Source organism: Corynebacterium ciconiae DSM 44920 (assembly GCF_030440575.1).
Lineage (GTDB): Bacteria > Actinomycetota > Actinomycetes > Mycobacteriales > Mycobacteriaceae > Corynebacterium > Corynebacterium ciconiae.
Genome location: NZ_CP047189.1, coordinates 1 through 24,171, shown reverse-complemented (window position 1 = coordinate 24,171; position 24,171 = coordinate 1). Strand labels below are relative to the sequence as shown.

The 24,171-nt window shown below is 61.5% G+C and carries 19 protein-coding genes and 2 tRNA genes; 8 read left to right on the top strand and 13 right to left on the bottom strand.

The genetic code is table 11. The features are described 5' to 3' along the window. Positions 1-25 precede the first annotated feature (25 nt). From CCICO_RS00105 to crgA, 3 genes are all read left to right on the top strand, one after another. Complete coding sequence (locus CCICO_RS00105; RefSeq protein WP_018018408.1) at positions 26-1,426, top strand: serine/threonine-protein kinase; 1,401 nt, start codon at positions 26-28, stop codon at positions 1,424-1,426. 2 nt (positions 1,427-1,428) lie between these two features. Beyond that, entirely contained in the window at positions 1,429-3,477 is a 2,049-nt protein-coding gene (gene pknB / locus CCICO_RS00100) for a Stk1 family PASTA domain-containing Ser/Thr kinase (RefSeq protein ID WP_026161226.1), read from the top strand. A 239-nt stretch (positions 3,478-3,716) separates the two neighbouring features. Beyond that, the gene (crgA, locus tag CCICO_RS00095) at positions 3,717-3,983 is read left to right on the top strand and encodes a cell division protein CrgA (RefSeq protein WP_018018406.1); all 267 of its coding nucleotides are present in this window, start codon (positions 3,717-3,719) and stop codon (positions 3,981-3,983) included. 643 nt (positions 3,984-4,626) lie between these two features. Here crgA and CCICO_RS00090 read toward each other — a convergent pair. Continuing rightward, complete coding sequence (locus tag CCICO_RS00090; RefSeq protein WP_018018405.1) at positions 4,627-5,310, bottom strand: rhomboid family intramembrane serine protease; 684 nt, start codon at positions 5,308-5,310, stop codon at positions 4,627-4,629. 158 nt (positions 5,311-5,468) lie between these two features. Then, entirely contained in the window at positions 5,469-6,002 is a 534-nt protein-coding gene (locus tag CCICO_RS00085) for a peptidylprolyl isomerase (RefSeq protein ID WP_026161225.1), read from the bottom strand. Between the two features lie 92 nt (positions 6,003-6,094). Here CCICO_RS00085 and CCICO_RS00080 point away from each other — a divergent pair, with 92 nt between their 5' ends. The 4 genes from CCICO_RS00080 (at position 6,095) to CCICO_RS00065 (ending at position 9,390) form a co-directional block, all read left to right on the top strand. After that, entirely contained in the window at positions 6,095-6,901 is an 807-nt protein-coding gene (locus CCICO_RS00080) for a hypothetical protein (protein ID WP_018018403.1), read from the top strand. Positions 6,902-7,272: 371 nt separating this feature from the next. After that, positions 7,273-7,821: an OsmC family protein gene (locus CCICO_RS00075; protein WP_018018402.1), complete on the top strand. Its 549-nt coding sequence runs from the start codon at positions 7,273-7,275 to the stop codon at positions 7,819-7,821. Positions 7,822-7,825: 4 nt separating this feature from the next. Continuing rightward, positions 7,826-8,914: an acyl-CoA dehydrogenase family protein gene (locus tag CCICO_RS00070; protein ID WP_018018401.1), complete on the top strand. Its 1,089-nt coding sequence runs from the start codon at positions 7,826-7,828 to the stop codon at positions 8,912-8,914. Continuing rightward, positions 8,911-9,390 carry a flavin reductase family protein gene (locus CCICO_RS00065; protein ID WP_018018400.1) on the top strand — a complete coding sequence of 160 codons (480 nt, stop codon included), beginning with the start codon at positions 8,911-8,913 and terminating at the stop codon, positions 9,388-9,390. Before CCICO_RS00070 ends, CCICO_RS00065 begins: the two co-directional genes overlap by 4 nt. Positions 9,391-9,393: 3 nt before the next feature. On the opposite strand, the gene CCICO_RS00060 is transcribed toward CCICO_RS00065, so the two are convergent. The 6 genes from CCICO_RS00060 to gyrA form a co-directional block, all read right to left on the bottom strand. Next, positions 9,394-11,025 (bottom strand): NAD(P)H-hydrate dehydratase, encoded by a 1,632-nt coding sequence (locus tag CCICO_RS00060; RefSeq protein WP_018018399.1) that lies wholly within the window; start codon positions 11,023-11,025, stop codon positions 9,394-9,396. A 30-nt stretch (positions 11,026-11,055) separates the two neighbouring features. Further along, the gene (locus CCICO_RS00055) at positions 11,056-11,388 is read right to left on the bottom strand and encodes a PRC-barrel domain-containing protein (protein WP_018018398.1); all 333 of its coding nucleotides are present in this window, start codon (positions 11,386-11,388) and stop codon (positions 11,056-11,058) included. 302 nt (positions 11,389-11,690) lie between these two features. Next, positions 11,691-11,763, bottom strand: a tRNA-Ala gene (locus CCICO_RS00050). Positions 11,764-11,792: 29 nt separating this feature from the next. Continuing rightward, positions 11,793-11,866, bottom strand: a tRNA-Ile gene (locus tag CCICO_RS00045). Between the two features lie 351 nt (positions 11,867-12,217). After that, the gene (locus CCICO_RS00040; protein ID WP_018018397.1) at positions 12,218-12,562 is read right to left on the bottom strand and encodes a DUF3566 domain-containing protein; all 345 of its coding nucleotides are present in this window, start codon (positions 12,560-12,562) and stop codon (positions 12,218-12,220) included. Beyond that, on the bottom strand, positions 12,562-15,174 hold the full coding sequence (gene gyrA, locus CCICO_RS00035; RefSeq protein ID WP_018018396.1) for a DNA gyrase subunit A: 2,613 nt from the start codon (positions 15,172-15,174) through the stop codon (positions 12,562-12,564). Before gyrA ends, CCICO_RS00040 begins: the two co-directional genes overlap by 1 nt. A 414-nt stretch (positions 15,175-15,588) precedes the next feature. Here gyrA and CCICO_RS00030 point away from each other — a divergent pair, with 414 nt between their 5' ends. Next, complete coding sequence (locus CCICO_RS00030; RefSeq protein WP_018018395.1) at positions 15,589-16,038, top strand: DUF6918 family protein; 450 nt, start codon at positions 15,589-15,591, stop codon at positions 16,036-16,038. Positions 16,039-16,135: 97 nt separating this feature from the next. Here CCICO_RS00030 and gyrB read toward each other — a convergent pair whose 3' ends face one another. The 5 genes from gyrB to dnaA form a co-directional block, all read right to left on the bottom strand. Further along, on the bottom strand, positions 16,136-18,205 hold the full coding sequence (gyrB, locus tag CCICO_RS00025; RefSeq protein ID WP_018018394.1) for a DNA topoisomerase (ATP-hydrolyzing) subunit B: 2,070 nt from the start codon (positions 18,203-18,205) through the stop codon (positions 16,136-16,138). A gap of 197 nt (positions 18,206-18,402) precedes the next feature. Next, a complete protein-coding gene (locus CCICO_RS00020) occupies positions 18,403-19,062 on the bottom strand; it encodes a DciA family protein (RefSeq protein ID WP_018018393.1) in 660 nt (219 codons plus the stop codon). Then, positions 19,059-20,294: a DNA replication/repair protein RecF gene (gene recF / locus CCICO_RS00015; protein WP_018018392.1), complete on the bottom strand. Its 1,236-nt coding sequence runs from the start codon at positions 20,292-20,294 to the stop codon at positions 19,059-19,061. Before recF ends, CCICO_RS00020 begins: the two co-directional genes overlap by 4 nt. Before the next feature lie 10 nt (positions 20,295-20,304). Further along, the gene (gene dnaN / locus CCICO_RS00010) at positions 20,305-21,510 is read right to left on the bottom strand and encodes a DNA polymerase III subunit beta (protein WP_018018391.1); all 1,206 of its coding nucleotides are present in this window, start codon (positions 21,508-21,510) and stop codon (positions 20,305-20,307) included. An 807-nt stretch (positions 21,511-22,317) separates the two neighbouring features. Beyond that, the gene (dnaA, locus tag CCICO_RS00005) at positions 22,318-24,171 is read right to left on the bottom strand and encodes a chromosomal replication initiator protein DnaA (protein ID WP_018018390.1); all 1,854 of its coding nucleotides are present in this window, start codon (positions 24,169-24,171) and stop codon (positions 22,318-22,320) included.

The following is a 24,171-nucleotide window of genomic DNA, read 5'->3' as shown; positions in this document are numbered from 1 at the left end:
GCGGATCGGAAGTGAGAAAGTAACTATGAGTAACGACTCCACCGGATTAGACCGTGTGCAGGCGCTGATCGGCGATGATTACCAGCTGCAGTTCATCATCGGCCACGGCGGCATGTCCACGGTGTGGCTAGCAACCGAAAGCCACACCGGCCGCGACGTAGCCGTCAAGGTGCTGCGCCCCGAGTTTTCGGACAATGAGGAATTCCTCACCCGTTTCCGCAACGAGGCAGAGGCAGCGGAGAACATCGCCTCCGACAACGTGGTCGCCACCTACGACTACCGCGAGGCCGATGACCCCGCGGGCAATGTGTTCTGCTTCATCGTCATGGAATATGTCCGCGGCGAGTCGCTGGCCGATATGATTCGCCGCCGCGGCACCCTCGATCAGGAACAGGCCCTCGATGTACTGGAGCAGGCCGCCCACGGTCTGGCCGTAATCCACCGCATGGGTCTGGTGCACCGTGATATCAAGCCGGGCAACATCCTCATCACCGAGTCCGGGCAGGTGAAGATCACCGACTTCGGCATCGCCAAGGCCGCCGAGGCTGTGCCGCTGACCCGCACCGGCATGGTGGTGGGCACCGCCCAGTATGTCTCCCCGGAGCAGGCCCAAGGCCACAAGGTCACCGCCTGCTCGGATGTGTACTCCCTCGGCGTGGTCGGATACGAGGTGCTCGCTGGGCGCCGGCCCTTCAATGGCGATTCGACGGTTTCGGTGGCCATCGCCCACATCAATGAGGCCCCGCCGGTACTCCCGCGCGACATCGCCCCCGAGATCCGCGAGCTGATCGGGATCTGCCTGCGCAAGGATCCGCAGCGCCGCTACGCCGATGGCGATGAGCTTTCCCACGCCATTTCCGCGGTGCGCTTCCATAATCGTCCGCCCCAGCCGCGCTCCGCGGCGGTGGCTGGTCGCGCCCCGCAGCATCACCCGGGCTCCTCCACGACGGCACTGGGTAACGCGACCGTGCCCACCACGGTCAACCCGGCGGTGACCCCGCCGCGCCCGCAGGTGCTGCCGGCTGCGCCACGTACCTCGCAGCAACCGCAGGCCCGCCGGCCGGCCAAGAAGAAAAGCTTCTTGCCATGGCTGTTTGTGCTTGTGCTGCTGCTCGGAGGAATGGCCGCCCTGCTGTACTATCTCACTTCCCAGCCAACGGGGTCGCCCGAACCGACGGAGACGAGCATGAGCAGCGAGGAGACGTCGACAAGCGAACTGCCTCCTGTGACGGAGACGGTGATTGAAACGATCACCCCAGAGCGCCCCGAGCGCTCCGAGCGCCCTGAGCGCCCAACGCTAAGCTTTGAGGAAGAAACCACCGAGCCGACCGAGCCCGCTCCCCGCGAGACGCAGGAGGAGCCTGCCCCCGAGCAGCCCGCACCGCCGGCCGGCACCCCCGAGAACGACGAAGGAGGCGAACAATAATGATGCACACCAGTTTCGGTGGCCGCTATGAACCCAAAGAAAATATTGGGCACGGCGGCATGTCTGACGTGTATTCCGCCACCGACACGCTCTTGGGACGCCAAGTGGCGCTGAAGGTGCTGCGCATGGAACTGGCGCGGGACGAGAACTTCCGCGAGCGTTTCCGCCGCGAGGCCCAAAACTCCTCCCGGCTCAATCACCCCAATATCGTGGCGGTGTATGACACCGGCGAGCAGGTGATTGATGGCGTGTCGGTGCCGTATATCGTGATGGAATTGGTGCACGGCTCGACGCTGCGCGGTATCGTCCGCGACCGCGGGCCCTACTCGCCAGCCGAGGCAGCCCGGGTGATGATCCCGGTGTGCTCTGCGCTGCAGGCCTCCCACGACGCCGGCATCATTCACCGCGATATCAAACCCGCCAACATCATGGTCACCAATACTGGCCAGGTGAAGGTGATGGATTTCGGTATTGCGCGGGCGCTTGACGACGCCACCTCGGCGATGACCCAAACGTCTGCCGTCATAGGCACCGCCCAGTATCTCTCCCCTGAGCAGGCGCGCGGCCGCAATGCCGATGCGCGTTCGGATGTCTACGCCTTAGGGTGTGTTCTCTACGAGGCCATCACGGGCCGGCCGCCCTTTGAAGGCGAATCGCCCTTCGATGTGGCCTACCAACATGTGCATGAAACACCCACTCCGCCCTCGGAGTTCGCAGGTGATCTCACCCCTACAACCGCCACCAATATTGATGCGGTGATCCTTACCGCCATGGCGAAGCACCCGGGTGATCGCTATCAGTCGGCCGCGGAGTTCTCCTCCGACTTGGAGCTGGTGGCGCGTAACGCTGTCACTCACGCCGCCAAGATGCACCTTTCGGGTCCCGTGGGAGCCAAGCTGGAAAACTCCCAGCCGCAGGGCGAAGGCCCTGCCCACACCGCGGTTATTGGCACCGCTGGCGATATTTCCGCCGCCGTAGCCGGCGCCGCGGGTGCCCAGCAGTACCAGCCGGATGGCGAGTACCCAGCAACCTCTCAGTACGCGTCCCACCAGCAGGCGGCCGCGCCAAGTCAGCAGGAGGGGCGCCGCGCGAAGAAGTCCTCCCGCTGGGGCGTGTGGCTGACCTCTATTCTCGCCGTCGTGGTGGTGGGTATCGGTGTGGCCTTTGCCGTGGATTATTTTGGCAATCGCGAAGATCGCGTTGCCGAGAGCTCAGTGTCCATTCCTAATATCGCCGGGCTCGAAGAGCAGGCCGCCACCCAGCGGCTGCGCTCTGCCGGTTTTGAGGTGATTCGTTCTGAGGAACCCAGCCCGGACGTTGCCCGTGGCTTGGCGCTGCGCACCAATCCTTCCGCGGACTCCACCCTGCCCAAGGGCTCGACTGTGACTCTGGTGGTCTCCTCCGGCAAGGAGATCGTGGAGGTACCGCAAATCACCGGCAAGACCACCGAGGCCGCTAACAAGGAGCTGGAGAAAGCCGGTCTGAAGCTCAACTCCACCCCGCGGGAGCAGGCCTCTGACACCGCCCCTGCCGGGGAGATCATTGAGCAGTCGCCGCCCGCCGGCACTGCTGTGTCCAAGGGCTCGGAGGTGAGCATCACCATCTCCACCGGTGTGGAGAATGTGCGCATCCCCTCGCTCACGGGCATGAAGTATGACCAGGCTGTGGGCAATCTTGAGTCCGCTGGTTTCATTCCGCAACCGGAATTCGTGGACTCGGAAGAGCCCGAAGGAACCGTGCTTTCCATCGCCGGTGAGGGCACCGAGGCGCCCAAGGGCTCCACGGTAGTCGTGCGGGTGTCCAATGGTAAAAAGCAGGTGACTGTGCCGGATCTGCGCGGCAAGAACGTCAACCAGGCTGTGGCCGCCCTGCGCGCCGCCGGCTGGAAGGGCACCCAAGCCCAGGTGCGCCAGGAGCAGGAACCCACCGATGATCTGACCAAGCAGAACACCGTGGCCTCCCAGGTGCCCGCCGCCGGGGAAAGCATTGGGGACCAGGATGATGTGGTCCTAAGGATCTATCGCTTCTCCCTGCTGGAGTTCGCGCCCTAACCGCCAGCACTCCAACCCGCCCTAGCCGCCAGCTGGGGCGGGTTTTCTCTATCCGCCCCGCCGGTGATTGGCTACGGCGGGGGTTCAGGCCACACGCTGACCCACGGCTCGTCCTAGGCGAGGCGGGCGGCGCATCTCAGCCAGTGCGGTGTTCAGAAACTCCATCCACGCTGGTAGGGTGAGCAGGAGATGTGCACGGGCCCAAGCCCGAGAACTGTGAATGAGAAGAAAGGCTAGATATGCCGAAGGCAAAGGTTACGCAGAGCTCGACCACGGTGTCGACGTCGACGGCTAGCCGCACCCCCGTCAAGATCAACTCCTCCGGCACCCCGCTGTGGTACAAGATCTTGATGTTTGGCCTGATCCTGCTCGGCCTGGCATGGCTGGTGGTGAACTATCTGGCTGGTCCTCAGATCGCCCTCATGCGCGATCTCGGCCCTATCAACTTCGCCATTGGCTTCGGCCTGCTCATCATTGGCCTGCTGATGACGATGGGCTGGCGTTAGCTACCCCCAGCCCGCTCACCTACCTACCCGACTCCCACCGGAGTCGGGTTTTTTCATGCCCACGAACTACTCAGGGGCGCAGCAGGACTTCCTTAGCAAGCCGCTGCAGCCAGCCGCTGCAGCCAGTCGCTGCGCCGAGGGCGCGTCCCATCTACCTAGCAGGGGGAGGCGTTGACGTACTCGGGCCAAGAAAGAACGCACCACGCGTTGTGGACTGCCCCCGTGTGGACACCCAGTTATGCACAATTGCACAGGGTTATGCACAGGTTCGGCTGTGCATAAAAGGTGTGTGTAAAAACCAGCGGAGTTATGCACAGACTGTGGACAACTCTGTGGAATCTGGTTACATTCTTGTAATTCACTGGCTGTCCACAGCCTGTGCATAACTTTGTGCACTACGTGAACACGCTGTGCACACAGGGACATGATTTTCTAACGACCTGCCGAAACACAGGTCAGACGTGATCACTTCGAACACGTATGCGTTCGAAAACAGGTGAATTACACGCTGAAGATTATGCACAACGTCCACAGCTGGTGTGCACAGTCCACATGCTTTAGTGCCCAAAACACTTATCCCCACCGACTGGGTATAAACCGCCTGTCGGTGGGGATAGCGTCCTCGCTGTCATCCTTCAGCCTGTCATAAGATGCTTGTGGATATCTTGGCGAAGCCTACAAGCAGAGCACACAGGCTGGCCCCCAACACAAGACCCACAATGGGGGTACGTTGCCGCGCGCTGCCATACACCAAGGGCCAGGCGAGCAGACAGCCCATGATGATGCCGCCGATGTGTCCCCACAGCGATACATTGACTGCAATGAATGTGTAGACCACATTCACCGCCAGCAGCACGGCCGGACCGCGCACATCACGGCCTGTCCGGTGGCAGAGCACGATGAAGATCACCATCAGCGCGTACACCGCCCCTGAAGCGCCTGCAGTGGAATCCAGCGGGGCCGCCCAGGTTAGGCACGCGGCGGTGCCCACCACCGAGCACATATAGGCGGCTAGCATCAGGCGGCTGCCCACATAGCTCTCAATCTCGCGTCCGATGAGAAAGAGCAGAAACATGTTCATGAGCAGATGGGCGAATCCCACATGCAAAAAGGCGTGCCCCACTGCGGGGAACACGCCCGTGAACCCCATATAGGCCGCGTGCGGCGGGAAGAACACGAGCGCTTCGCCTAAAGAGGAGCCTTCGAGATTGTGTTGCAGGGAGCGGGATTCGATGGCTGTTATGAGGTAGAACGCACAGTTCACCGCGACGAGGATGACAGTGACCGGCGCCTCGCGGTACCAGCGGGCGAGAGTAGAGGAATTCATAGGATTATTTCTTTCACACGCAAAAGACCCATCGCATCCGTGCGCGCACGCGTGATGCGATGGGTCATAAGTAAAGAGTGAACATCTCCACGCCCGAGCCGCGGATGGCTGACCTGCGCCACTCCGCCGCCTCGGGCTGTGTACGAGTGAGTTCTCTGCTACTGGATCTCGATCGATTCGATAACCACCGGATCGTGCGGGCGGTTATCGAAGCGGGAGGCAGGCACCTTAGCGATCTTGTCCACCACGGCCTTGGAGTCCTCATCGGTGACCTCACCGAAGATGGTGTGGTGGTTGTTCAGGTGCGGGGTAGGCGCCACAGTGATGAAGAACTGAGAGCCGTTGGTGCCGGGGCCTGCATTGGCCATAGCCAGCAGATAGGGGCGATCGAACTGCAGCTCGGGGTGGAACTCGTCTTCGAAGGTGTAGCCGGGGCCGCCACGGCCGGTACCGGTGGGGTCACCGCCCTGGATCATGAAGCCATCGATCACACGGTGGAAGATGGCGCCATCGTAGAAGGGGCCCTCGGAGGTGCCATTGGCATTGTTAGCGCGGTAGTCCTTGGTGCCCTGGGCCAAGCCGACGAAGTTGTCGACGGTGACCGGTGCGTGGTTGCCAAAGAGTTCCAAAACGATATCACCGTAATTAGTGTGCATCGTGGCAGTTGCGGTCTTCTGAGTCATAGCCCTCATCGTAGAGAAAAAACGTGGCATGTGCACCGTCACTGCACCTAGGATGGGACTATCTATTAAAGAAAGTTAAGACAGGAAGGTGTACCACCACGATGAATCCCATGTTGCTCGTGCGCGGAGTGCAAACCGCTAAAAAGGGCCTTATTGCGTTGAATGAGTATCGCGCGAAAAAGGCCGACGAGGCTTATGACGCCCTCCAAGACGCAGCGCAGGCGGCGTTAGACAAGGGCCAAGAGCTCTATGACTCCGCCGCTGACGCCGTGGATAATGCCGATGTGGATGGCCGCGTGAAGGATCTAAACAAGCGTGGCTCCGCTATTAGCAAGCAGGCCGCCAAGCGTTTGGAGAAGGCCAAGGCTCAGACCGGTGATCTCCGCAAGGAAGCGGAGAAGAATGCCAAGAAGTCCGGCAAGCAGCTGCGCAAGATGGCGAAGCAGCGCGAAAAGGACGCCAAGAAGGCCGCTAAGGACGCCAAAAAGAAGTTCAAGAAGGACAAGAAGTCCTCCGGCTCTAAGAAGTTCGGCATTATTGCCACCGTCCTTGCCCTGCTCAGCGCCGTGGCCGCAGCCGTGTACTACTTCCTTTTCCGCGAGGATGAGAAGGTCAGCACCGTCCCGCCGCGCGTCGAGGATTTCGCCACCACCGACAGCAGCGATGAACCGAAGCTGGTGTACTCCACCGAGACTCCCCAGGATGCGGACCTCGGCGGCACGGAGAAGCCCTTCGATGAAAAGGTCGCCGATTCCCTCGATCCCACCGTGGATACCCCCGGTGTTGGCGAGTTCGACAATGACGCCGAGATGGACAGCTGGGCCGATGAGCGCTCCAGCTCCACCCAGGCGCACGATATTCTCGCCGCCGAGGTAGAAGCCAAGTACGGCGACACCGACAAGAAGTAGCGCGCAGCGAGCCGCGGTTAATCCGCCGCTTGAGCACTCACCGCCTCCCCCTCCAGGGAGGCGGTTTTTTCATGCCCTCCCCCGCTCATCTCCGGCCCGCGCGATAGACCTAGCGGTCTAGTCAGCGTCCGGCCACCCCTCCTAAGTCGCGCGAAAAACGACAGTGACTGCGGTGTGAGGTGGCGTCGATAAGCCTAAAAGGACGCAACACAAGAGTCATTTACCTGCATGTATGCAGATTTATAGACTAAGTAGTCCTTATCCGTAGACTAAATGGTCTATGTTTTGCTACGGTGGACAACGCACTGCAGCGAGGGGCACGATCTGTGCCCGCCGTTGTCCCCTAGAAAAAGAAGAAAGAGATACTCATCATGTCCGATCTCACCCCGAACCACACCGCTGGCGAGCCGATTCAGCCCATCGATAAGGAGAAGCTGGAGTCGCTGGCACAGAAGAATATTGATAATCCCGAGGGCGGCCGCAAGGTGATCCGCACCCACACCGAGGCAGACGGGCAATTCCGTAATTACACCCAGGTGCGCGATCTCGAGCCGGTACTGGTCTCGGAGCCGCCGCAGCTGCTCGGCGATAACTCCGCCCCCAACCCCACCGAGGTGGCTCAGGCGGCTCTTGCGGCCTGCATTTCTGTGGGTATTCAGGCCATTGCCACCCACCGTGGCGTGACCCTGACCAAGATCGCCATCGATATCGACAGCGATATCGACATCTCCCCCACCTGGGGCGTTGGCGATCTCTCCGAGGACAAGCGCCCCGGCGTATCCGATGTGCGCGTGAAGGTGGACCTCGAAGGCGACGCCGATCGCGAGACCCTCGACCAGATCCAGAAGGACGCCATTACCTGGTCGCCGGTCGTCAATACCTACACCCGTCCCGCCAAGCTGACCTCGGAGTTGGTCTAACACCATGAGCATCGCACTGGCCCCCACCCCCACCACCGCAGTCTCTGAGCAACTGCTGGAGACGATCGCCGCCAATGCCAAGGACGTAGACACCGGCGCCACTCAGGCCCGCTACGCTCTGCCCCTGCTCGCCGAAGAGGGCGCCCTAAGCCTCGGGCTGGCCACCAATGCCGACGGAAACTATGTGGAACAGGTCCGCGTGATCCGCGCGCTTGCTGAACGCGATCTGTCCGTGGCATTCGCCAGCTGGGCCCATCGCATGGCAGCCGAGTACATCTCTGTGGCTGATACGGCCACGCCGTACTTGAGCGAGCTCGCCGAGGCACTGCGCAGCGGCACCAACCCGGGGGTAACGGGCATGGCGAGTGTGATGAAAACCGCCGCCGGCTGTGGTCACCTTGACCTGTCCGCCACGGCCGTCGACGGCGGCTACAGCGTCTCCGGCCGCATCGCTTGGGCCTCCAACTTGGCCGAGGACTCCATCATCGTCACCGGCGCTGCGCTTGACGACGCCGCCCTCATCTTCGCTCTCCGCGCCTCCGATCCCGGCGTGGAACTGGCCCAGCCCTTCGAACTCCTCGGGCTCAATTCCACCGCCTCGGCAGGCCTGAGCCTCAACGATGTGTTCATCCCTTCCGAAGCTGTGATCTCCACCGATCTGCTGGGCTTTGCCCGCCGGATTCGCCCCACCTTTGCGCTGCTGCAGATCTCCGAGTGCTTAGGGCTGGCGCAAGCCTCCATCACCGCGGCCACCTCCCGCCTCCACGGGGTGCACGCCACCTTCGAATACGAGCAGGAAGCAACCGCCCGCCGGATCGACGAGCTCATCCGCATCCAGGAGGAGCTTGCGGCGCGAGTGGGCCGGAAAGCAATCGCACCTACTGAGCTGCTGCAGCTGCGCCTCGACGCCGCAGAGGTGGCCACCACCGCCGCCGGCATCGAAGTGCGCGTCGCCGGGGGCGCGGGCTATGCCAAGAGCTCACCCGCCTCCAGGCGATTCCGGGAGGCTGCATTCATCCCCGTCCAAAGCCCCTCCGAGGCGCAGCTGCGCTGGGAGTTGGCCCAGGCCGAAAAGGAAGAAGGAGCAGCATGAGTGTGACCACCAGTGTCTCCATCGCCGCCTTGAAGGATGCCGTGGGAAGTTTCCCGTCCGGGGTGACAGTATTGAGCACCCACGATGAGGGCGCGGACTATGCCATGACCATCTCCGCCTTCTGCTCGCTGTCACTCGATCCGCCCATGGTGCTGGTGTGTGTGGACAACAACTCCCGGACCCTCCAGCACGTAGCACCCGGATCACGGGTAGGGATCTCCGTTCTAGCCACGGAACACAGCCACGTGGCCTTGCATTTCGCCCGCTACGGCGCCGATCGATTCGAGGAGGTTGAGCACCGCCGCATCGATGGCATTCCCTTCGTAGAAGGCGCGGCCTCCTATCTCTCCGGCACCGTGGAGGCGTGGCTGGACGGCGGCGATCACCGCATTCTCACCATTCGTGTCGAGGACTGCGATAGCGATCTCGATACCACCCCCTTGCACTATGAGCGGGGTGTGCTCGAAGGCCTCTAGCCGCTAGATGCTGCTCCCATGGGCAATGAGCGCCGCCGTGGCCGCCGGGATAGCCTCGGCGATCATGGTGGCGCTCGTCGGCGCTGTGCCATAGGGCGTCTGTGCCGCCAACTCCGCCGCCACCGCGTGCACCAGCACGGCAGCAACCACCGCATCGCTGGCAGCCACCCTTTGAGTGGCATGCGCCCACGCCAAGTGAGCACCGATTATTCCCGCCAAGACATCTCCCGAGCCGGCCGTGGCCGCCCACGAGCATCCGGCATCCACAATGGTGGTAGCGCTGGCATCGGCGATAATTGTGCTTCGCCCCTTACACAGCACCGCAACCCCCAAGGCTGCTGCCATATCCTCGCAGGCGTGCACCCGATCCTCATCCAGGTCGGTGATCTCGGATTCGAGCGCCGCAGCCAGCCGACGAAACTCTCCTGCATGCGGGGTAAGCAGCGTGTACGCACTGCGTTGCTGCAGCATCTCCCGCGCTCGCTGCGAGCCGGCTAGCAGGGTGATCGCATCAGCGTCCACCACCACCGGCACATCCATTGATAGTACGGTCAGTAATTCTTGGAGGGCGGCTTCATCGGTACCGCGGCCAGGCCCCACCACCACACATTGCACCCGCCCACACTCACTCAACGAAGGATGGCACACCACCTCAGGCAGGCGCTCGACCACAGCCTGGCGGGCATCGCCCACATAGCGCACCATGGAGCTGCTAGCTCGCACCGCCGCAGTAGTGCTCAACAAGCCCGCGCCGAGATAGCGCTCGGATCCCGCAACAATGCCCACCACCCCGCCGGAGTACTTATCATCTCCGGCCCCAGGGGTAATATCCGCAATGCCTGAATGCTCGCCCACCACCTTGAATCCCTCGAGATACAGACCTTCAGGATCGTGCACCGCCCGCACTACTCGCCGACCTCGACGGCCCTGCTGGTGGTGTGTCATCAGCTCAGACAGAGAAGGCTGGGCGGGAGAATCCAGCCCGATATCGGCAATGAGTACCCTCCCACATGCCGCAGAAAGCGCATGCGCCATACGCGGAGCCCCAAAGCTCACCGTCACATCAGCACGCACATGCTCCTCGCCCTCCTGGCCACTATCAGCGGCCACACCAGAGGGAATATCTACCGCCAGCACCTGCGCCCCACGCACGCGACGCATTGCCTCGGCAGCATCGGGGCGAAGTCCAGGGCGTGCGCCGATGCCCGTGATGGCATCGATCACGAGATCCACGGCCTCGAGCTCGTCTAGGTTGTCCACCACCACACCCCCAGCGGCCACACAACGCTGCCACGCCGGTTCGTGCACCGAGGAACTCAGGCGATATACACTCACCCGCGTCCAGCCCTGCTCTAACAGCATTGCGGCCGCGTAAAGGCCATCACCACCATTGCCGCCACCGCCCGCGAGCACAAGGATGTGGGGGTGGGAGGTGGCGTCGATAAGCGCCTCAGGGCCGCCGAGCATCGACTGCGCAACACCTGCTACCGCCGATGCAGCGCTACGCATTAGCTCATCTCGGCTGCTTTGGGCATCAAGGAGGGGCTGTTCGGCGGCGCGAATCTCAGCCACTGAGGCCGGGCGGCTCGAAACGCGGGTGGGTTGGCCAAGAACATCGCATGCGGGAAAGCTCATAGCCCCCAAGGATAATCCCGCTCGACCTCGCTAGGAGTAGGTCTCGCTGGTCTCGGCATCCTCGATACCATAGTGACGGTACAGACGCTCCTCCTGCTCGGGGCTGATGTGGGCGCCATCGAATTCCGGGGCGCCATTGATGCGCTCCTTCGGAAACGCCACATGCAGATCGCCATCCTCGAGCCGGTGGCCCAGCAGCGGCACCACTCCGGACTTCACGCCGAATAGGCCGTGGGAGACCTCCACAAACTTCGGCTGGCCGGTGGCATCGCAGACGAAGACTTCCTCCACCGCTCCCAGCTTCTCGCCGGCGCTATCGTATGCGGTGGCCTCATTCAGCTCGGAGATTTCATGCAGGGACATGGCAATCCTCTTTCATTTGAGAGTTCTTCAGCGGCTACCCCGAGCCGCGGCGGGTCACAATAACGATCGCCGCAAGTCTCACACTCCTCACCGCGATGGCCCTAAGAATACCCCAGCGCAGTGGCCCTTATGCCACTAGCTGCGGCCCAGCGAGGGCACACTCGCGGCGACACCAGACTCCGGTGAGCCAGCGGTGGGCAAACACCGCGGGTTCGACAGATTGTCCTCGCCTGGATCTTGTCTTCGCTTAAACTGGGAATAAGAAAAATCCCAACCCGTGAACCGGATTGGGATTAATACTGTGGAGCATAGGAGAATCGAACTCCTGACCTCCTGCTTGCAAAGCAGGTGCTCTACCAATTGAGCTAATGCCCCAAAAGTGACGAAACCTTAGGGTTTCGTAGTGGGCCTAGCAAGAATCGAACTTGCGACCTCATCGTTATCAGCGATGCGCTCTAACCGACTGAGCTATAGGCCCTTGGAACGAGTAAGAACTTTACCCAGAAAGATATATAACACCAAATCCGCTGGTGAGAACTCAAAAATGGTGGCTTTCAGGGGCCGAGAACCACACGCTGCACTCCCTCTGCGCCCAGTGCCTCCTGCACTCTCCGCATTCTCTGCGCGCACAGCACGCCTAGGGCCATCAAGACCCACTCAGCACGACCTAGCACCACCCGAGTACTAGCAACCCCAGCCCCTCTAGACGTGGCCATCGCCCGACGCTAGCCACAGCCAGCCTCGGGCAATGGGGTCATGGGGTCAATCCTCAGGGTGCCAGAGCAATCCGGAACTCGGTGTGGATCCTTGGGACTCCAGTCCTCGGCGTCTAGTCCTCGGCGTCGTCGACGGTGATGACGATGCCGCCGAAGAGGTCCACCACCGCGTTGTAGATGATGGCGACGAGTGGTGCGAGGAAGGTAGCGATCAGGGCGATAATCGCCCCCACCAATGTCGCGAGCGAGACGGTGATGCCGAAGGTCAACACCTGCTCGCCGCCCACACCGGCGATCACTTCGTTGGCCTTATCCCACACCCCTGCGGCGTCGAGTCCCATGTAGAGCACGATCACGCAGATGATCCAGGCAGCCAGTGCCGTGAGCGATAGGGCCAGCGCTGTCTTAAAAGCAGACAGCGGAGAAATATGCCGCACGGCGACTCTCTGGCTACTCATTAGTTCTCCTCGGACTCATCGTTTCCACTGAGGCCTTCCACCCCAGGGATGGGATCCGCACTGGCATCATTCTCGCCGGTTTTGCGGGCCCGTGCCGCGGTGGGGGATTCAGCTTGGCCGGTGGCCACGGCGGTGGCGTTCTCCTCGCCCTCGTCTTCCACGTTGCGGTCGATGGCGAGCACCTCCACATCCTTAGCCAAATCCACAAGGCGTACGCCCATAGTAGAGCGAGAGCTCGGTCGGATCTGGTTCACCTCGGTGCGAATCACACCACCGGCGGAGGTGATGGCGAAGATCTGGTCGTCTTCGTCCACCGCCAGGGCGCTGATCAGCTTGCCGCGCTTCGGGGTGTGCTTGAGCGTGACCACACCGATACCACCACGGTTTTGAGTGGGGTATTCCTCCATGGGGGTGCGCTTGCCATAGCCGCCCGAGGTGGCCACCAGCAGGAACTGCCCGTCGTCCACGCGGGTCATAGACAGCAGCTGGTCATCATCGCGGAAGCGCATGCCCTTCACACCGGCGGTGGCGCGACCCATGGGGCGCAAGGCATCGTCATCGGCGGTGAAGCGGATGGACTGGCCCTTCTCGGAGACCAGCAAGATGTCATCATCGCCATTAGAGAGCGTGGCCCCGATGAGCTTGTCATCATCGTTGAGGTTGATGGCGATCAGGCCGCCGGAACGGTTGGACTCATAATCGTGCAGCTTGGATTTCTTCACCCGACCCTGCTGGGTGGCGAGCACCAGATAATCGGCGTCGTCGTAGGTCTGGATCTGGATGATCTGCGCGATCGTCTCCTCTGGCTGGAATTCCAGCAGGTTGGCCACGTGCTGGCCGCGCGCGGTACGGGAGGCCTCGGGAAGCTCATAGGCCTTGAGGCGATAGACACGGCCGAAGTTGGTGAAGAAGAGGATCCAGTCGTGGGTCGAGCAGACGAAGAAGTGACGCACAATGTCCTCTTGCTTCAGCTCGGCACCCCGCACACCCTTGCCGCCGCGGCGCTGCGACTTATAGGCATCCACCTTGGTGCGCTTGGCGTAGCCGGTCGAGGTGATGGTGACCACCACGTTCTCCCGGGCGATGAGGTCTTCTTCGGTGACGTCACCGGAGGCAGCCACGATCTGGGTACGACGCTCATCGCCATACTTGCGCACGATCTCTTCGAGCTCTTCGCGCACGATGCTGCGCTGACGCTCAGGCGAGGCGAGAATGTCCTGCAGATCCTCGATGAGGGCCTGCAGTTCTGCCAATTCGTCCACGATCTTCTGGCGCTCTAGGGCGGCCAGGCGGCGCAGCTGCATGGCCAAAATGGCATCGGCCTGGATCTCGTCCACCTCAAGCAGGGCCATCAGGCCGGAACGGGCATCGTCCACGGTGGGCGAACGACGAATGAGCGCAATGACCTCGTCGAGCATGTCCAGTGCCTTGACCAGACCACGCAGAATGTGGGCGCGCTTCTCGGCTTCGTCGAGGCGGTACTGGGTGCGGCGCACGATCACGTCGATCTGGTGCTTCACATACTGCTTGAGCATCTGGTCCAGACGCAGGGTACGCGGCACGCCATCAACGATGGAGAGCATGTTCGCACCGAAGCTGGTTTGCAGCTGGGAGTGCTTAAAGAGGTTGTTCAGCACCACTCGCGGCACGGCATCGCGCTTGAGAGTAACCACGATACGCAGACCCACACGATCCGAGGACTCATCATCCACGCTGGAAATGCCGGCGAGCTTGCCGTGCTTGACCTGCTCGGCAATGGAGGAGACCAGGTTGTCCGGGTTGACCATATAGGGCAGTTCGGTGATCACGATGATCTGGCGATTGCCCAGTTCCTCGATGCTGGTGACACCGCGCATGCGGATCGAGCCGCGGCCGGTGGTGTAGGCATCCTTGATGCCTTCGTCGCCCACAATCAACCCGGCGGTCGGGAAATCGGGTCCCTTCACGCGCGCCATGCAGGCCTCGAGGGCAGACTTCTCGTCTGCCTCGGGGTTTTCCAGGATCCAGTAGATGGCCTCGGCGAGCTCGTTGAGATTGTGCGGCGGGATATTGGTGGCCATACCCACGGCGATACCGCCGGAGCCGTTCATCAACAGGTTCGGCACACGCGAGGGCAGAATGTCCGGCTCGAGCGTCTTGCCGTCATAGTTCGGGGAGAAATCCACGGTGTTTTCGCGGATATCACGCACCATCTCCATCGCCAGCGGAGTCAGGCGACACTCGGTATAACGCATGGCGGCCGGGCCGTCATTGCCGCGAGAACCGAAGTTACCCTGGCCGTCGACCAGCGGATAGCGCATAGACCACGGCTGCGCCATACGCACCAGGGTGTCATAAATCGCGGAGTCGCCGTGGGGGTGATAGTGACCCATGGTGTCGGCCACCGGGCGCGCGGACTTCACATAGCCGCGCTCTGGGCGATAGCCCGAGTCAAACATCGAGTACAAAATACGGCGGTGCACCGGCTTGAGACCGTCGCGCACCTCCGGCAGCGCTCGACCAACAATGACAGACATGGCGTAGTCGATATAGCTCGACTGCATCTCCTCATTGATATCGATGGGTTCGATGCGGTCGAATAAGCTCTCGCCGCCCTGATTGTCGTCGCTCACGCGCGTCACCTCTTATGGCTTAGGGTTCTAGGAATCCAATCCCCGCCAGTCTACTCTCCTCAACCCCGCAGAGTGGCACTGAGCGCCATTGAGGGGCATTTTTGCGCTTATCGACGCCACTATGATCCGCCTCACACCTATCCCCAACGCCTCTCACGCGCTCTCAGCAACGCGCCGCGGTTCTACCTGCCCCCTTGACGCTCTTGGCCTCAGCCATACGCTCATGTAAGCTTTGTTGCAGTTGTGATTGCAGTGAAAGCATGTGACTGCTGAGGTGGTCTGTTTCGCTGTGGCGGAAGAGTCACAACAGCCGAACTCAGTCCTTGTAGTTCCACGTTTCTCAGGTGCGCCGAAAAATGTGGAACTACAAGGACTTTGCTTTATCTGCAGCTCAGAGCCCGTACGATGAGGGTTATGCAACATTTACGCGAACTGCTCACCAAGGACGATGCCACCGCCGCTGCGGTCGTATCCGACTTCAGCGCCCTGGTGGAAAAGAAGGTGGAGGAGCAAAGCGGCATCTCCGGCAAACTCATCAAGGGTGCCCTGTCCACCGCTAAGAAGGTGGATTCCGACATCGTGAACAAGGCCTCCCGCCGCCTGCTCCCCGAGATGGCCGACGAGCTGGACCCCTACTGGCAGAAGTTCCAAGAACCTGGAGCGGGCCACAGCTTCGGCGCCTACCTGGAAGAGAACTCCGACGAGGTTGTTGCCTCCATCATGACGGTTGCGGACCGTAACGCCGATAAGGCCTCGGCTGCACCGTTGAAGAAGGTCTACTCCTCCGTGCGCGGCAAGAGCGAGAAACTCATCACCGAGTCGCTCTTCGACGCCGGCGAGATCATCCACAAGCACGCCAGCTAAACACTGCACACCTGATCCCAGCTTCGCGCAGAATACACACAACCACCCGCCAGCCTGCATCCTGCAGGGGCGGGTGGTTGCGTAATATCCGGTGGATTTAGATATCCAGGAAGCGCACGTCCTTCGCGTTACGGGTGATGAAGCTGCGGCGAGCACGCACATCGTCGCCCATCAACACAGAGAAGAGCTCATCGGCGGCCTGGGCATCGCCCACGTCCACGCGGCGCAGGATTCGAGTTTCGGGATCCATGGTGGTCTCCCACAGCTCCTTAGCGCTCATCTCGCCCAAGCCCTTATAGCGCTGAATGCCGTCATCCTTGTTGATCTTGCGGCCCTCAGCCAGGCCCTCGGCGAGCTGCTCATCGCGCTCAGCATCCGAAAACGCGAATCCAGGCCGGCCCTTGCCCCACTTCAGCTTGTACAGCGGCGGCTGGGCCAAGAATACGTGGCCCTCCTCGATCAGCTGCGGCATGAAGCGGTACAGCAAGGTGAGCAACAGCGTGGCGATGTGCTGACCATCCACATCGGCATCGGCCATGAGCACGATCTTGTGATAACGCAGCTTGGTGATGTCGAATTCATCGTGAATACCCGTGCCCAGCGCAGTGATGATCGCCTGCACCTCATTGGACTTCAGCACGCGATCCAGCCGGGCCTTCTCCACGTTCAGGATCTTGCCGCGCAGCGGCAAAATGGCCTGGAACATCGAATCGCGGCCGGACTTGGCGGAACCACCTGCGGAGTCACCCTCCACAATGTAGAGCTCGGAACGCACCGGATCCTTGGAACGGCAATCAGCCAACTTGCCGGGCAAACCGCCCAGATCAGTGGCGGACTTCCGGCGCACCAGATCGCGGGCACGGCGGGCAGCCTGGCGGGCGTGCGCCGAGGCCAAAGCCTTGTTGATGATCACCTTCGCCTCGGCGGGGTTGGCCTCCAACCAGTCGGCGATATGCTCATTGACCATCTTCTGCACAAAGGAGCGCACCTCGGTATTACCGAGCTTGGTCTTGGTCTGTCCCTCGAATTGCGGATCGGCCACCCGCACAGAGATCACGGCAGCGAGGCCCTCACGGCAATCTTCACCCGTAAGCTTGCCGTCTTTTTCCTTGAGCAGCTTATGCGACTGCGCATAGCGATTCATCAAGCTCGTCAAAGCGGCGCGGAAACCCTCCTCGTGGGTGCCGCCCTCAATGGTGTTGATGGTGTTGGCGAAGGTGTGAACGGACTGCTTGAAGCCCTTGTTCCACTGCATCGCGATCTCCACCTCGTGCTCATCGGTTTTCGCATCGAAGCCGATAATGGTGGGGTGGATCGGGGTTTTGGTCTCGTTGAGGTACTCAACGTAGTTGATCAACCCCTCGGGATAGAAGAACTCGCGGACCTTATCCTTCTTCTTTCCGGTCTTCTCTTCGCTGCCCTCAGCGAGCGCGTCGAGGTTCTCCTCCTGCTCATCGATAGCATCAAGGGAGGGGGTGTCGATAGCGGCGGCATCCTCGCCCGCCTCAGCAAGCGCATCCAGCTCAGCTTCCGCTTCAGAGACGCGCTTATCGATCAGCTCGATCATCAGGCCCTTGTTCAAAAACGCCATTTCCTGCAGACGGCGGGCAATGGTGTCGAACTTGAACTCGGTGGTTTCGAAGATCTCGGGATCCGGCCAGAAACGCACCGTGGTGCCGCTGCCGCGGGCGTTGCCGCCCTCCACCAGATCCTCTGGGATCGCGTTGGTGAAGTTCTGCAACCAGTGCTTGCCGTCACGCTTAATGTCCGCCTCAACGCGGGTAGACAGCGCGTTGACCACGGAGATACCCACACCGTGAAGACCGCCGGAGACCGCATAGGATTCCGAGTCGAACTTACCGCCGGCGTGCAGCTGGGTCATGACCACCTGCACGGTCGGTGCGCCCGAGGGGTGCATCTCCACGGGGATGCCACGGCCGTCGTCGACAACCTCCACGCCGCCGTCCTCCAAGAGAGTCACCTTCACCTTGGTGGCATAGCCGGCCATGGCCTCATCGACCGAGTTATCTACGACCTCCCACACCAAGTGGTGGAGGCCGCGTTCACCGGTGGAACCGATGTACATGCCGGGGCGCTTACGCACTGCCTCAAGACCTTCGAGGATGGTAATCGAGGAGGCATCATAATTGTGTTCGGTGCTAGCCACGGTAGTTGCTCAAACTCCTTGAAACAGATGAATTAGACCACTCCATATTACACCCCTACAGGCCCAATCACCGCCTTCACACCCCGATGAGCTATCCCCCTACTTGCCCGCCGCCTCACTCGCTCTCAGGCAGAAACAGAGCGGGCTGGGCGCTCTACCCCTCCTCGAGACGCCCGCGGGGCGTGTGCACCGAGGCGCTATCCGTAGGTATCCCGAGGCCCACGGCCCTTCACATGCAAGCGGCCATGCCGCCAACTCGGTGCCTCTGGGCCGTAGATCTTCAAGGCGGTCACCACGTTCGTGCCTACCTTCTCTGCGATTTTGGCCAAGATAATGCGCTGCATTGAGCGTAGATTCACCGCCTGCGGCGTGGAGCTGCACCGCACATACACCACCGTGCCTTTTACCCGCTCCACCATGGTGTATCCGGCGATGACCGGACCGACCAGTTCGGGCCAATTCGTCTGCACCCAGCCGTGTGCGAGATCCTTGCCCCAACCGCGGGCCTTGATCTCCTCCGACAACACCTCACCTACGGTGGAAAAACTCCGCGCCGTGCGCAATGCCCGACCATCCGGGCCGGTGGCACGCAGCACTGTGGTGGAACCGCGCCGCAAACGCCACGACCGTGGAGTGGAGGAGGATTTATCCAGCCCCATGCGCTGCAACATCGCCGAGGAATCCAGCCGGTCAGAATCCAACCGTCGGGTGGTATCGCGGCGCTGCCGCGAGAGATCCGGAACAAAGTAGCGCCGCTTCTTCGCCTCAGCACGTACTGCCTTGAAAGAACGGGTAACCAGGTCCGCCTCAGGCTGTGACTCCGGCCCCTCGCCCGTTGCTGGTGGTTGTTCGCTCATGTGGTGGGCTCCTCCTTTGCGGCGCTGGTCTCCAGCGGCATGGAGGTGAGCGTCGATAAGCGAGCGTGCTCTGCACCATCCGGATCGCTCACGGCCTCCACAAAGTAGCGGGCAGCAATATGCTCATTGAGATTATCGGGCAGGTCATCGCCCACCGCCGCAGTGATTAACACCTGCTCGGCATCGCGGGCCAGGCCCACCAACTGGGCGCGGCGGCGCGCATCGAGCTCGGCAAACACATCATCCAGGATCAGCACCGGATCGGTGCCATCGCCGCGGTGCAGGTGAAACTCAGCCAAGCGCAGCGCCAAGGCCATCGACCACGTCTCGCCGTGCGAGGCAAAACCCTTCGCAGGTTGCCCGCCCAACATGAGCGAGATGTCATCGCGATGCGGACCCGCGAGGGTGATACCGCGCTCGATCTCGCTGCTACGCACCGCGGCCAGCCGCGCCATGAGGGCAGCCTCCAGCACCCCGCGATCCGGCGGACCGTCTACGTCTGCGAGAGTGTCATTGAGCGAGGAATCATAGGCAATCGACGCCGGACGCGACTCCGGGGCCAAGCCGCTATAAGCGCCGGTAACCAAGGGTTGAAGCTGCTCAATCGTGCGCAACCGCTCCTCCAACACGATCGCGCCGCAGCTCGCCAACTGCATGTCCCAAGAATCGAGCGTGGCGAGAATAGCCGCCCCCTCATCGGAAGAATAACCACGGCGCAGCGTGGCGTAATGGGACTTCAACAGCGCATTGCGCTGCCGCACGATCTTGTCATAATCCGCCTTCACGCCCGCGATCCGCGGTTTACGGGAGGCGATAATCGCATCCAGATACTGGCGGCGCTCAGCCGGTTCCCCGCGCACCAATGCGAGATCCTCCGGGCCAAACATCACGGTCTTGAGCAGCCCCAGCAGCTCGCGGGTGCTCTTCAGCTTGGTGCGATTAATGCCCGCCTGATTGCCACCGCGGGCCTTGATCAACACATGCCCCGCCAGCTCGCGGCCGTCATTGACCACCGTGGCCGATGCCCTCGCGGCGGCCGCGCCCTCCCGCACCAACGGCGCGTCCGAGGACACCCGGTGCGATCCAAGATGCGCCACATAGCCGGCCGCCTCCACGATGTTTGTTTTTCCGTGGCCATTGCGGCCGGTAAACACCGTGATCCCGGGGGTGAGATCGATCTCAAGGCTCGGCCAGGAGCGAAAATCGCGCAGGCTGAGATGCCGAATGTACAACGCGAAGAAACTAGCCCGGCAGGCGGACCGGCATAAGCAGATAGGTGAATTCCGACCCCGGGGTGGGGAACTCACCGGCGGAATTGGCCGAGACCGGCTCTTCCGGCTCGGGGATGAGAATCGCCGGGCGGGACGGGGCGGTGAATCCGAAGACCACGCGCTGGCCCGACATCGCGTTGAGCCCCTCCTTGAGATACGAGGGGTTAAAGGCAATCAGCAGGGAATCCTGCCCCTCCGAGCCCTCGGCCACCTGGTAGTCACAGGGCAGGGACTCCTCGGCGTGGCCGGAGTCGGTGGCGCCTGCAGCCAGAACCACCTGTCCTTCCGAGAAGTGCATGCGGATCTGGGCGTTGCGCTCGGCCACGAGGGAGACGCGCTTGATCGCGTCCAAAAGCGGGCCGATAGCGACGGTGGCCAAAGAGGTGTGCACCTTCGGCAGCAGCGGATCGTAGTTCGGGAACTCTGCGTCGAGCATGCGGGTGGTGGTTTGGCGATTGCGGGTGTGCACGCCAAAGAGACCATCGGCGCCCACCTTGTCCCCGGTGCCAGCGGCGATTTCTACGTTCTCGTTCAGTGAGGGGTCAATAGAGCGGGCGTTTTCCTGCAGAGTCTTTGCCGGGATCAGCAGGGCGGCTTCCACATCCTCTGCCACCGGCTCCCACTCGAAGCGGCGCACCGCAAGACGGAAACGGTCGGTTGCGGCCATCACCACCTGATTGCCCTCGACCTTCATGTGCACGCCGGTGAGCATCGGCAGAGTGTCATCTTTACCAGCGGCGATGGCTACCTGGGAGACAGCCTCGTTGAACAGGCTAGGGTTAAGCCGACCGGTGACCTCCGGCAGCGTCGGCAGCGCCGGATAATCATCCAAGGGGATCAAAGGAAGCTCGAAGCTGGACGAACCGCAGCGGAAATATGCCTTGGATTCATCGGTGCGCACCTCGATCGGCTTATTGGGCAGCGAACTAACAATATCGGCGACCAGCTTGCCGGGAACGGCGATGCGCCCGGGCTCGTCGATCTCCGCAGAGATGCTGACCTTGGTAGAGACTTCGTAATCAAATCCGGCGAGGGTGAGGCCATCATCATCGGCGGTGATGACCATGCCGCGCAGTACCGGCTGGGTGGGCTTGGTGGGCAAACTACGAGCGACCCAGCCCACGGCTGCGGAAAAGTCATCTTTCGACACTCGGAAAGACACAGGCTGCGATTCCATGCTTAGCTGAGGCTCCTTCAAGCACAAGCAGCCGCTGAGCACAGGCGGTACAGGCTCATCGGCGGCGTAACAATTGTTCTTCCCTCCCAGACTACAAGAATCACTGCGCGCTATAAACCGGGACAGGCTCGCCTTAGATCATGTGATTCATCCTCAGCCTCACCGTACGCACAGAGTGTGACACCTCCCCAGGAACATCAACTCGCGAAGCGCTCGTGGCGGGCCGGATGCAGCGGCCCGGTGGCGGAGGCGAATGACACGAATCGCGGCGCTCGTCCACACCCCCTATTTCTTCTTAGATCAATCCCTAACTTTCTTTGGTAGTAGCAGTAAGTGCTGTGCAATCTGTGTAATTCCATTATCCGCCCAGCTCACTCCGGCGTTGGCCCATGTGTCCGCGCCTGTGCATAAACGGTGCATAACTAGAGGGGGTTGTGCACAACTTTCGACCCCTGCTCGTTGTGCACACTCCATGCACCGTGCCGCCGGCCGCGAACAACAGAAAAGTGCCACTTATGCACAGGTTGCGACCTGCGGTTTTAGAGATGGGACTATAAATTACAAAACTGTAATTACACAACTGTGAATAACTCTGTGGATAGCTCGGCCTACGCCCGCTTCTCGACGCCACCTCAACGCTCTATCCAGCACCGCAGATAGAGAACACGCCCGTGGCGCACAGCAATGAACGCTGTGGACACGGGCGTGTGAGAGGTGTGGTGGGAGCGAGTCGGTACGGCTCGGCGGCACGCGAGTGGCGCTAGTGCGCTGCGCCGGCGAAGCATCCGCGGCTGCTAGGAGTGCGCGCTAGGCGGAGCCGTTTTTGATCAGCTGGGTCAGTTCCTGAATCTGATCATAGGTATCGCGGTTTTCCTGCATCTCATCTTTGATCTTGCGCTCGGCATACATCACGGTGGTGTGGTTCTTTCCGCCGAATTTCTCGCCGATCTTGGGCAGAGACAGGGCAGTGAGCTCGCGGCAGAGATACATGGCCAACTGGCGGGCGTGCACCACCGCGTGGGTTTTGCTCGTTCCGGTGATGGCGTCCACCGAGATGTCGAAGTAGTTAGCCGTGGCGGTGATGATGGTGTGGCTGGTGATCTCTACATGCTTGTTCTCCGGCATGATGTCACGCAGCGCCACCTCGGCGTGATCGATGGTGATCGGCTGGTTGGTCAGTGAAGAAAAGGCTGCCACCCTGATCAACGCGCCCTCGAGCTCACGGATGGAGGATTCGAAGCGGCTGGCAATAAGTTCGAGCACATCCCGCGGCACCTGGGTGCCATCATCCTGCGCCTTCTTCATCAAAATCGCGATGCGGGTCTCCAGGTCTGGGGGCTGAATATCGGTGATCAGACCCGCGGCAAAACGGGTGCGGAGCCGATCCTCGAGGGTGGTGAGCTCCTTTGGGGGCCGGTCGGAGGACAAAATGATCTGCTTGTCCGCCTGGTGTAGGGCGTTGAAAGTGTGGAAGAACTCCTCCTGGGTGCCTTCCTTGCCCTCGAGGAACTGGATGTCATCAACCATAAGAATGTCTAGGTTGCGATAGCGCCGCTTAAAGGCCTCTTGGCGGTCATCGCGCACGGAGTTGATGTAATCATTGGTGAATTCCTCACTCGAGACATACTTCACGCGCAGGCCGGGTTGGAGAACCTGGGAGTAGAGCCCAGCTGCGTGCAGCAGGTGGGTTTTACCTAGTCCTGATCCACCCCAAATGAAAAGCGGATTGAAGGCCTTGGCTGGGGTTTCCGCTACCGCCACGGCCGCGGCGTGGGCGAAGCGATTGGAGGAGCCAATCACAAAGGAATCGAAGGTGTACTTCGGGTTGAGTGAACCTTCCGACGATGCCTTAGGTGCTGGCTGTTCCCTGGTGTAGCGCTGCGGGGCGGCAGCCTGTTGGTTACTTGCCGGGTGACCAAAGCCCACCGAGGCATCGTGGCCGTGCTGCGGCAGAGAATCGCGATGCTGCGCTGGGGAATGGCCAGGCTGAGGGCGCTGTCCGTGGTGCTGCTGCTGAGGGTGCTGCTGCTGAGGATGTGGACGCTCAGAGTAGGGCTGCTCGGAATAATGCGGCTGCTCCGAGTAGGTGGCGTGGCTTTCCTGCCAGCTCTTATCCTGCGAGTTTTTATCCTTCCAGCCCTGCTCCTTCCACTGCTGCGGCGCTGAGCTCTCGCTCTCAGTGGAGGTGGTGCCGGGAAGCTGCTGCGGGGTGCTTGGCGGCGGGACCACTGCCGCGTTATCGCCGCCTAGGAGCTCTGAGCTGGGGCTCGTCGGCATCCCACTGGACTCATGCTGGGCACTGGTAGCGGGATGCTCGGTGTGGTCCTGTGGCTGCTCAAGATGGGCGTCCGCAGCGGCCTCAGGCATGACGGCTTCGGGATTCACGCTCACAGCCAAACCGGTCGGGCGGCCCATGTGGGCGCTGAGAACAGAGGTGAGCGCGGTGCCCAGATCCTGCTCAATCACGCTTTTGGCCATGGCGTGAGGGGCGGCGAGAACCGCATAGCCAGGCACCAGGGCAACTGGGGTGACGAGGCTGAGGAACCCGCGCTGGCGGGCGCTGATTGGTCCGATCCCAGAGGAGGGTTGCTCAGACAGAGCCAGCAGATCGTTAATCACGTTCTGCCAGGTCTGAGCGAGAGATCCAGAATGCTCTGTCAC

Coding starts and splice junctions, on each gene's coding strand:
- CCICO_RS00060 (WP_018018399.1), bottom strand. CDS start 11,025: ATGAGCTTTCCCGCATGCGATGTTCTTGGCCAACCCACCCGCGTTTCG.
- CCICO_RS00030 (WP_018018395.1), top strand. CDS start 15,589: ATGCAACATTTACGCGAACTGCTCACCAAGGACGATGCCACCGCCGCT.
- pknB (WP_026161226.1), top strand. CDS start 1,429: ATGCACACCAGTTTCGGTGGCCGCTATGAACCCAAAGAAAATATTGGG.
- CCICO_RS00020 (WP_018018393.1), bottom strand. CDS start 19,062: ATGAGCGAACAACCACCAGCAACGGGCGAGGGGCCGGAGTCACAGCCT.
- CCICO_RS00055 (WP_018018398.1), bottom strand. CDS start 11,388: ATGTCCCTGCATGAAATCTCCGAGCTGAATGAGGCCACCGCATACGAT.
- dnaN (WP_018018391.1), bottom strand. CDS start 21,510: ATGGAATCGCAGCCTGTGTCTTTCCGAGTGTCGAAAGATGACTTTTCC.
- CCICO_RS00065 (WP_018018400.1), top strand. CDS start 8,911: ATGAGTGTGACCACCAGTGTCTCCATCGCCGCCTTGAAGGATGCCGTG.
- CCICO_RS00105 (WP_018018408.1), top strand. CDS start 26: ATGAGTAACGACTCCACCGGATTAGACCGTGTGCAGGCGCTGATCGGC.
- CCICO_RS00090 (WP_018018405.1), bottom strand. CDS start 5,310: ATGAATTCCTCTACTCTCGCCCGCTGGTACCGCGAGGCGCCGGTCACT.
- CCICO_RS00070 (WP_018018401.1), top strand. CDS start 7,826: ATGAGCATCGCACTGGCCCCCACCCCCACCACCGCAGTCTCTGAGCAA.
- crgA (WP_018018406.1), top strand. CDS start 3,717: ATGCCGAAGGCAAAGGTTACGCAGAGCTCGACCACGGTGTCGACGTCG.
- CCICO_RS00085 (WP_026161225.1), bottom strand. CDS start 6,002: ATGAGGGCTATGACTCAGAAGACCGCAACTGCCACGATGCACACTAAT.
- CCICO_RS00075 (WP_018018402.1), top strand. CDS start 7,273: ATGTCCGATCTCACCCCGAACCACACCGCTGGCGAGCCGATTCAGCCC.
- CCICO_RS00080 (WP_018018403.1), top strand. CDS start 6,095: ATGAATCCCATGTTGCTCGTGCGCGGAGTGCAAACCGCTAAAAAGGGC.
- CCICO_RS00040 (WP_018018397.1), bottom strand. CDS start 12,562: ATGAGTAGCCAGAGAGTCGCCGTGCGGCATATTTCTCCGCTGTCTGCT.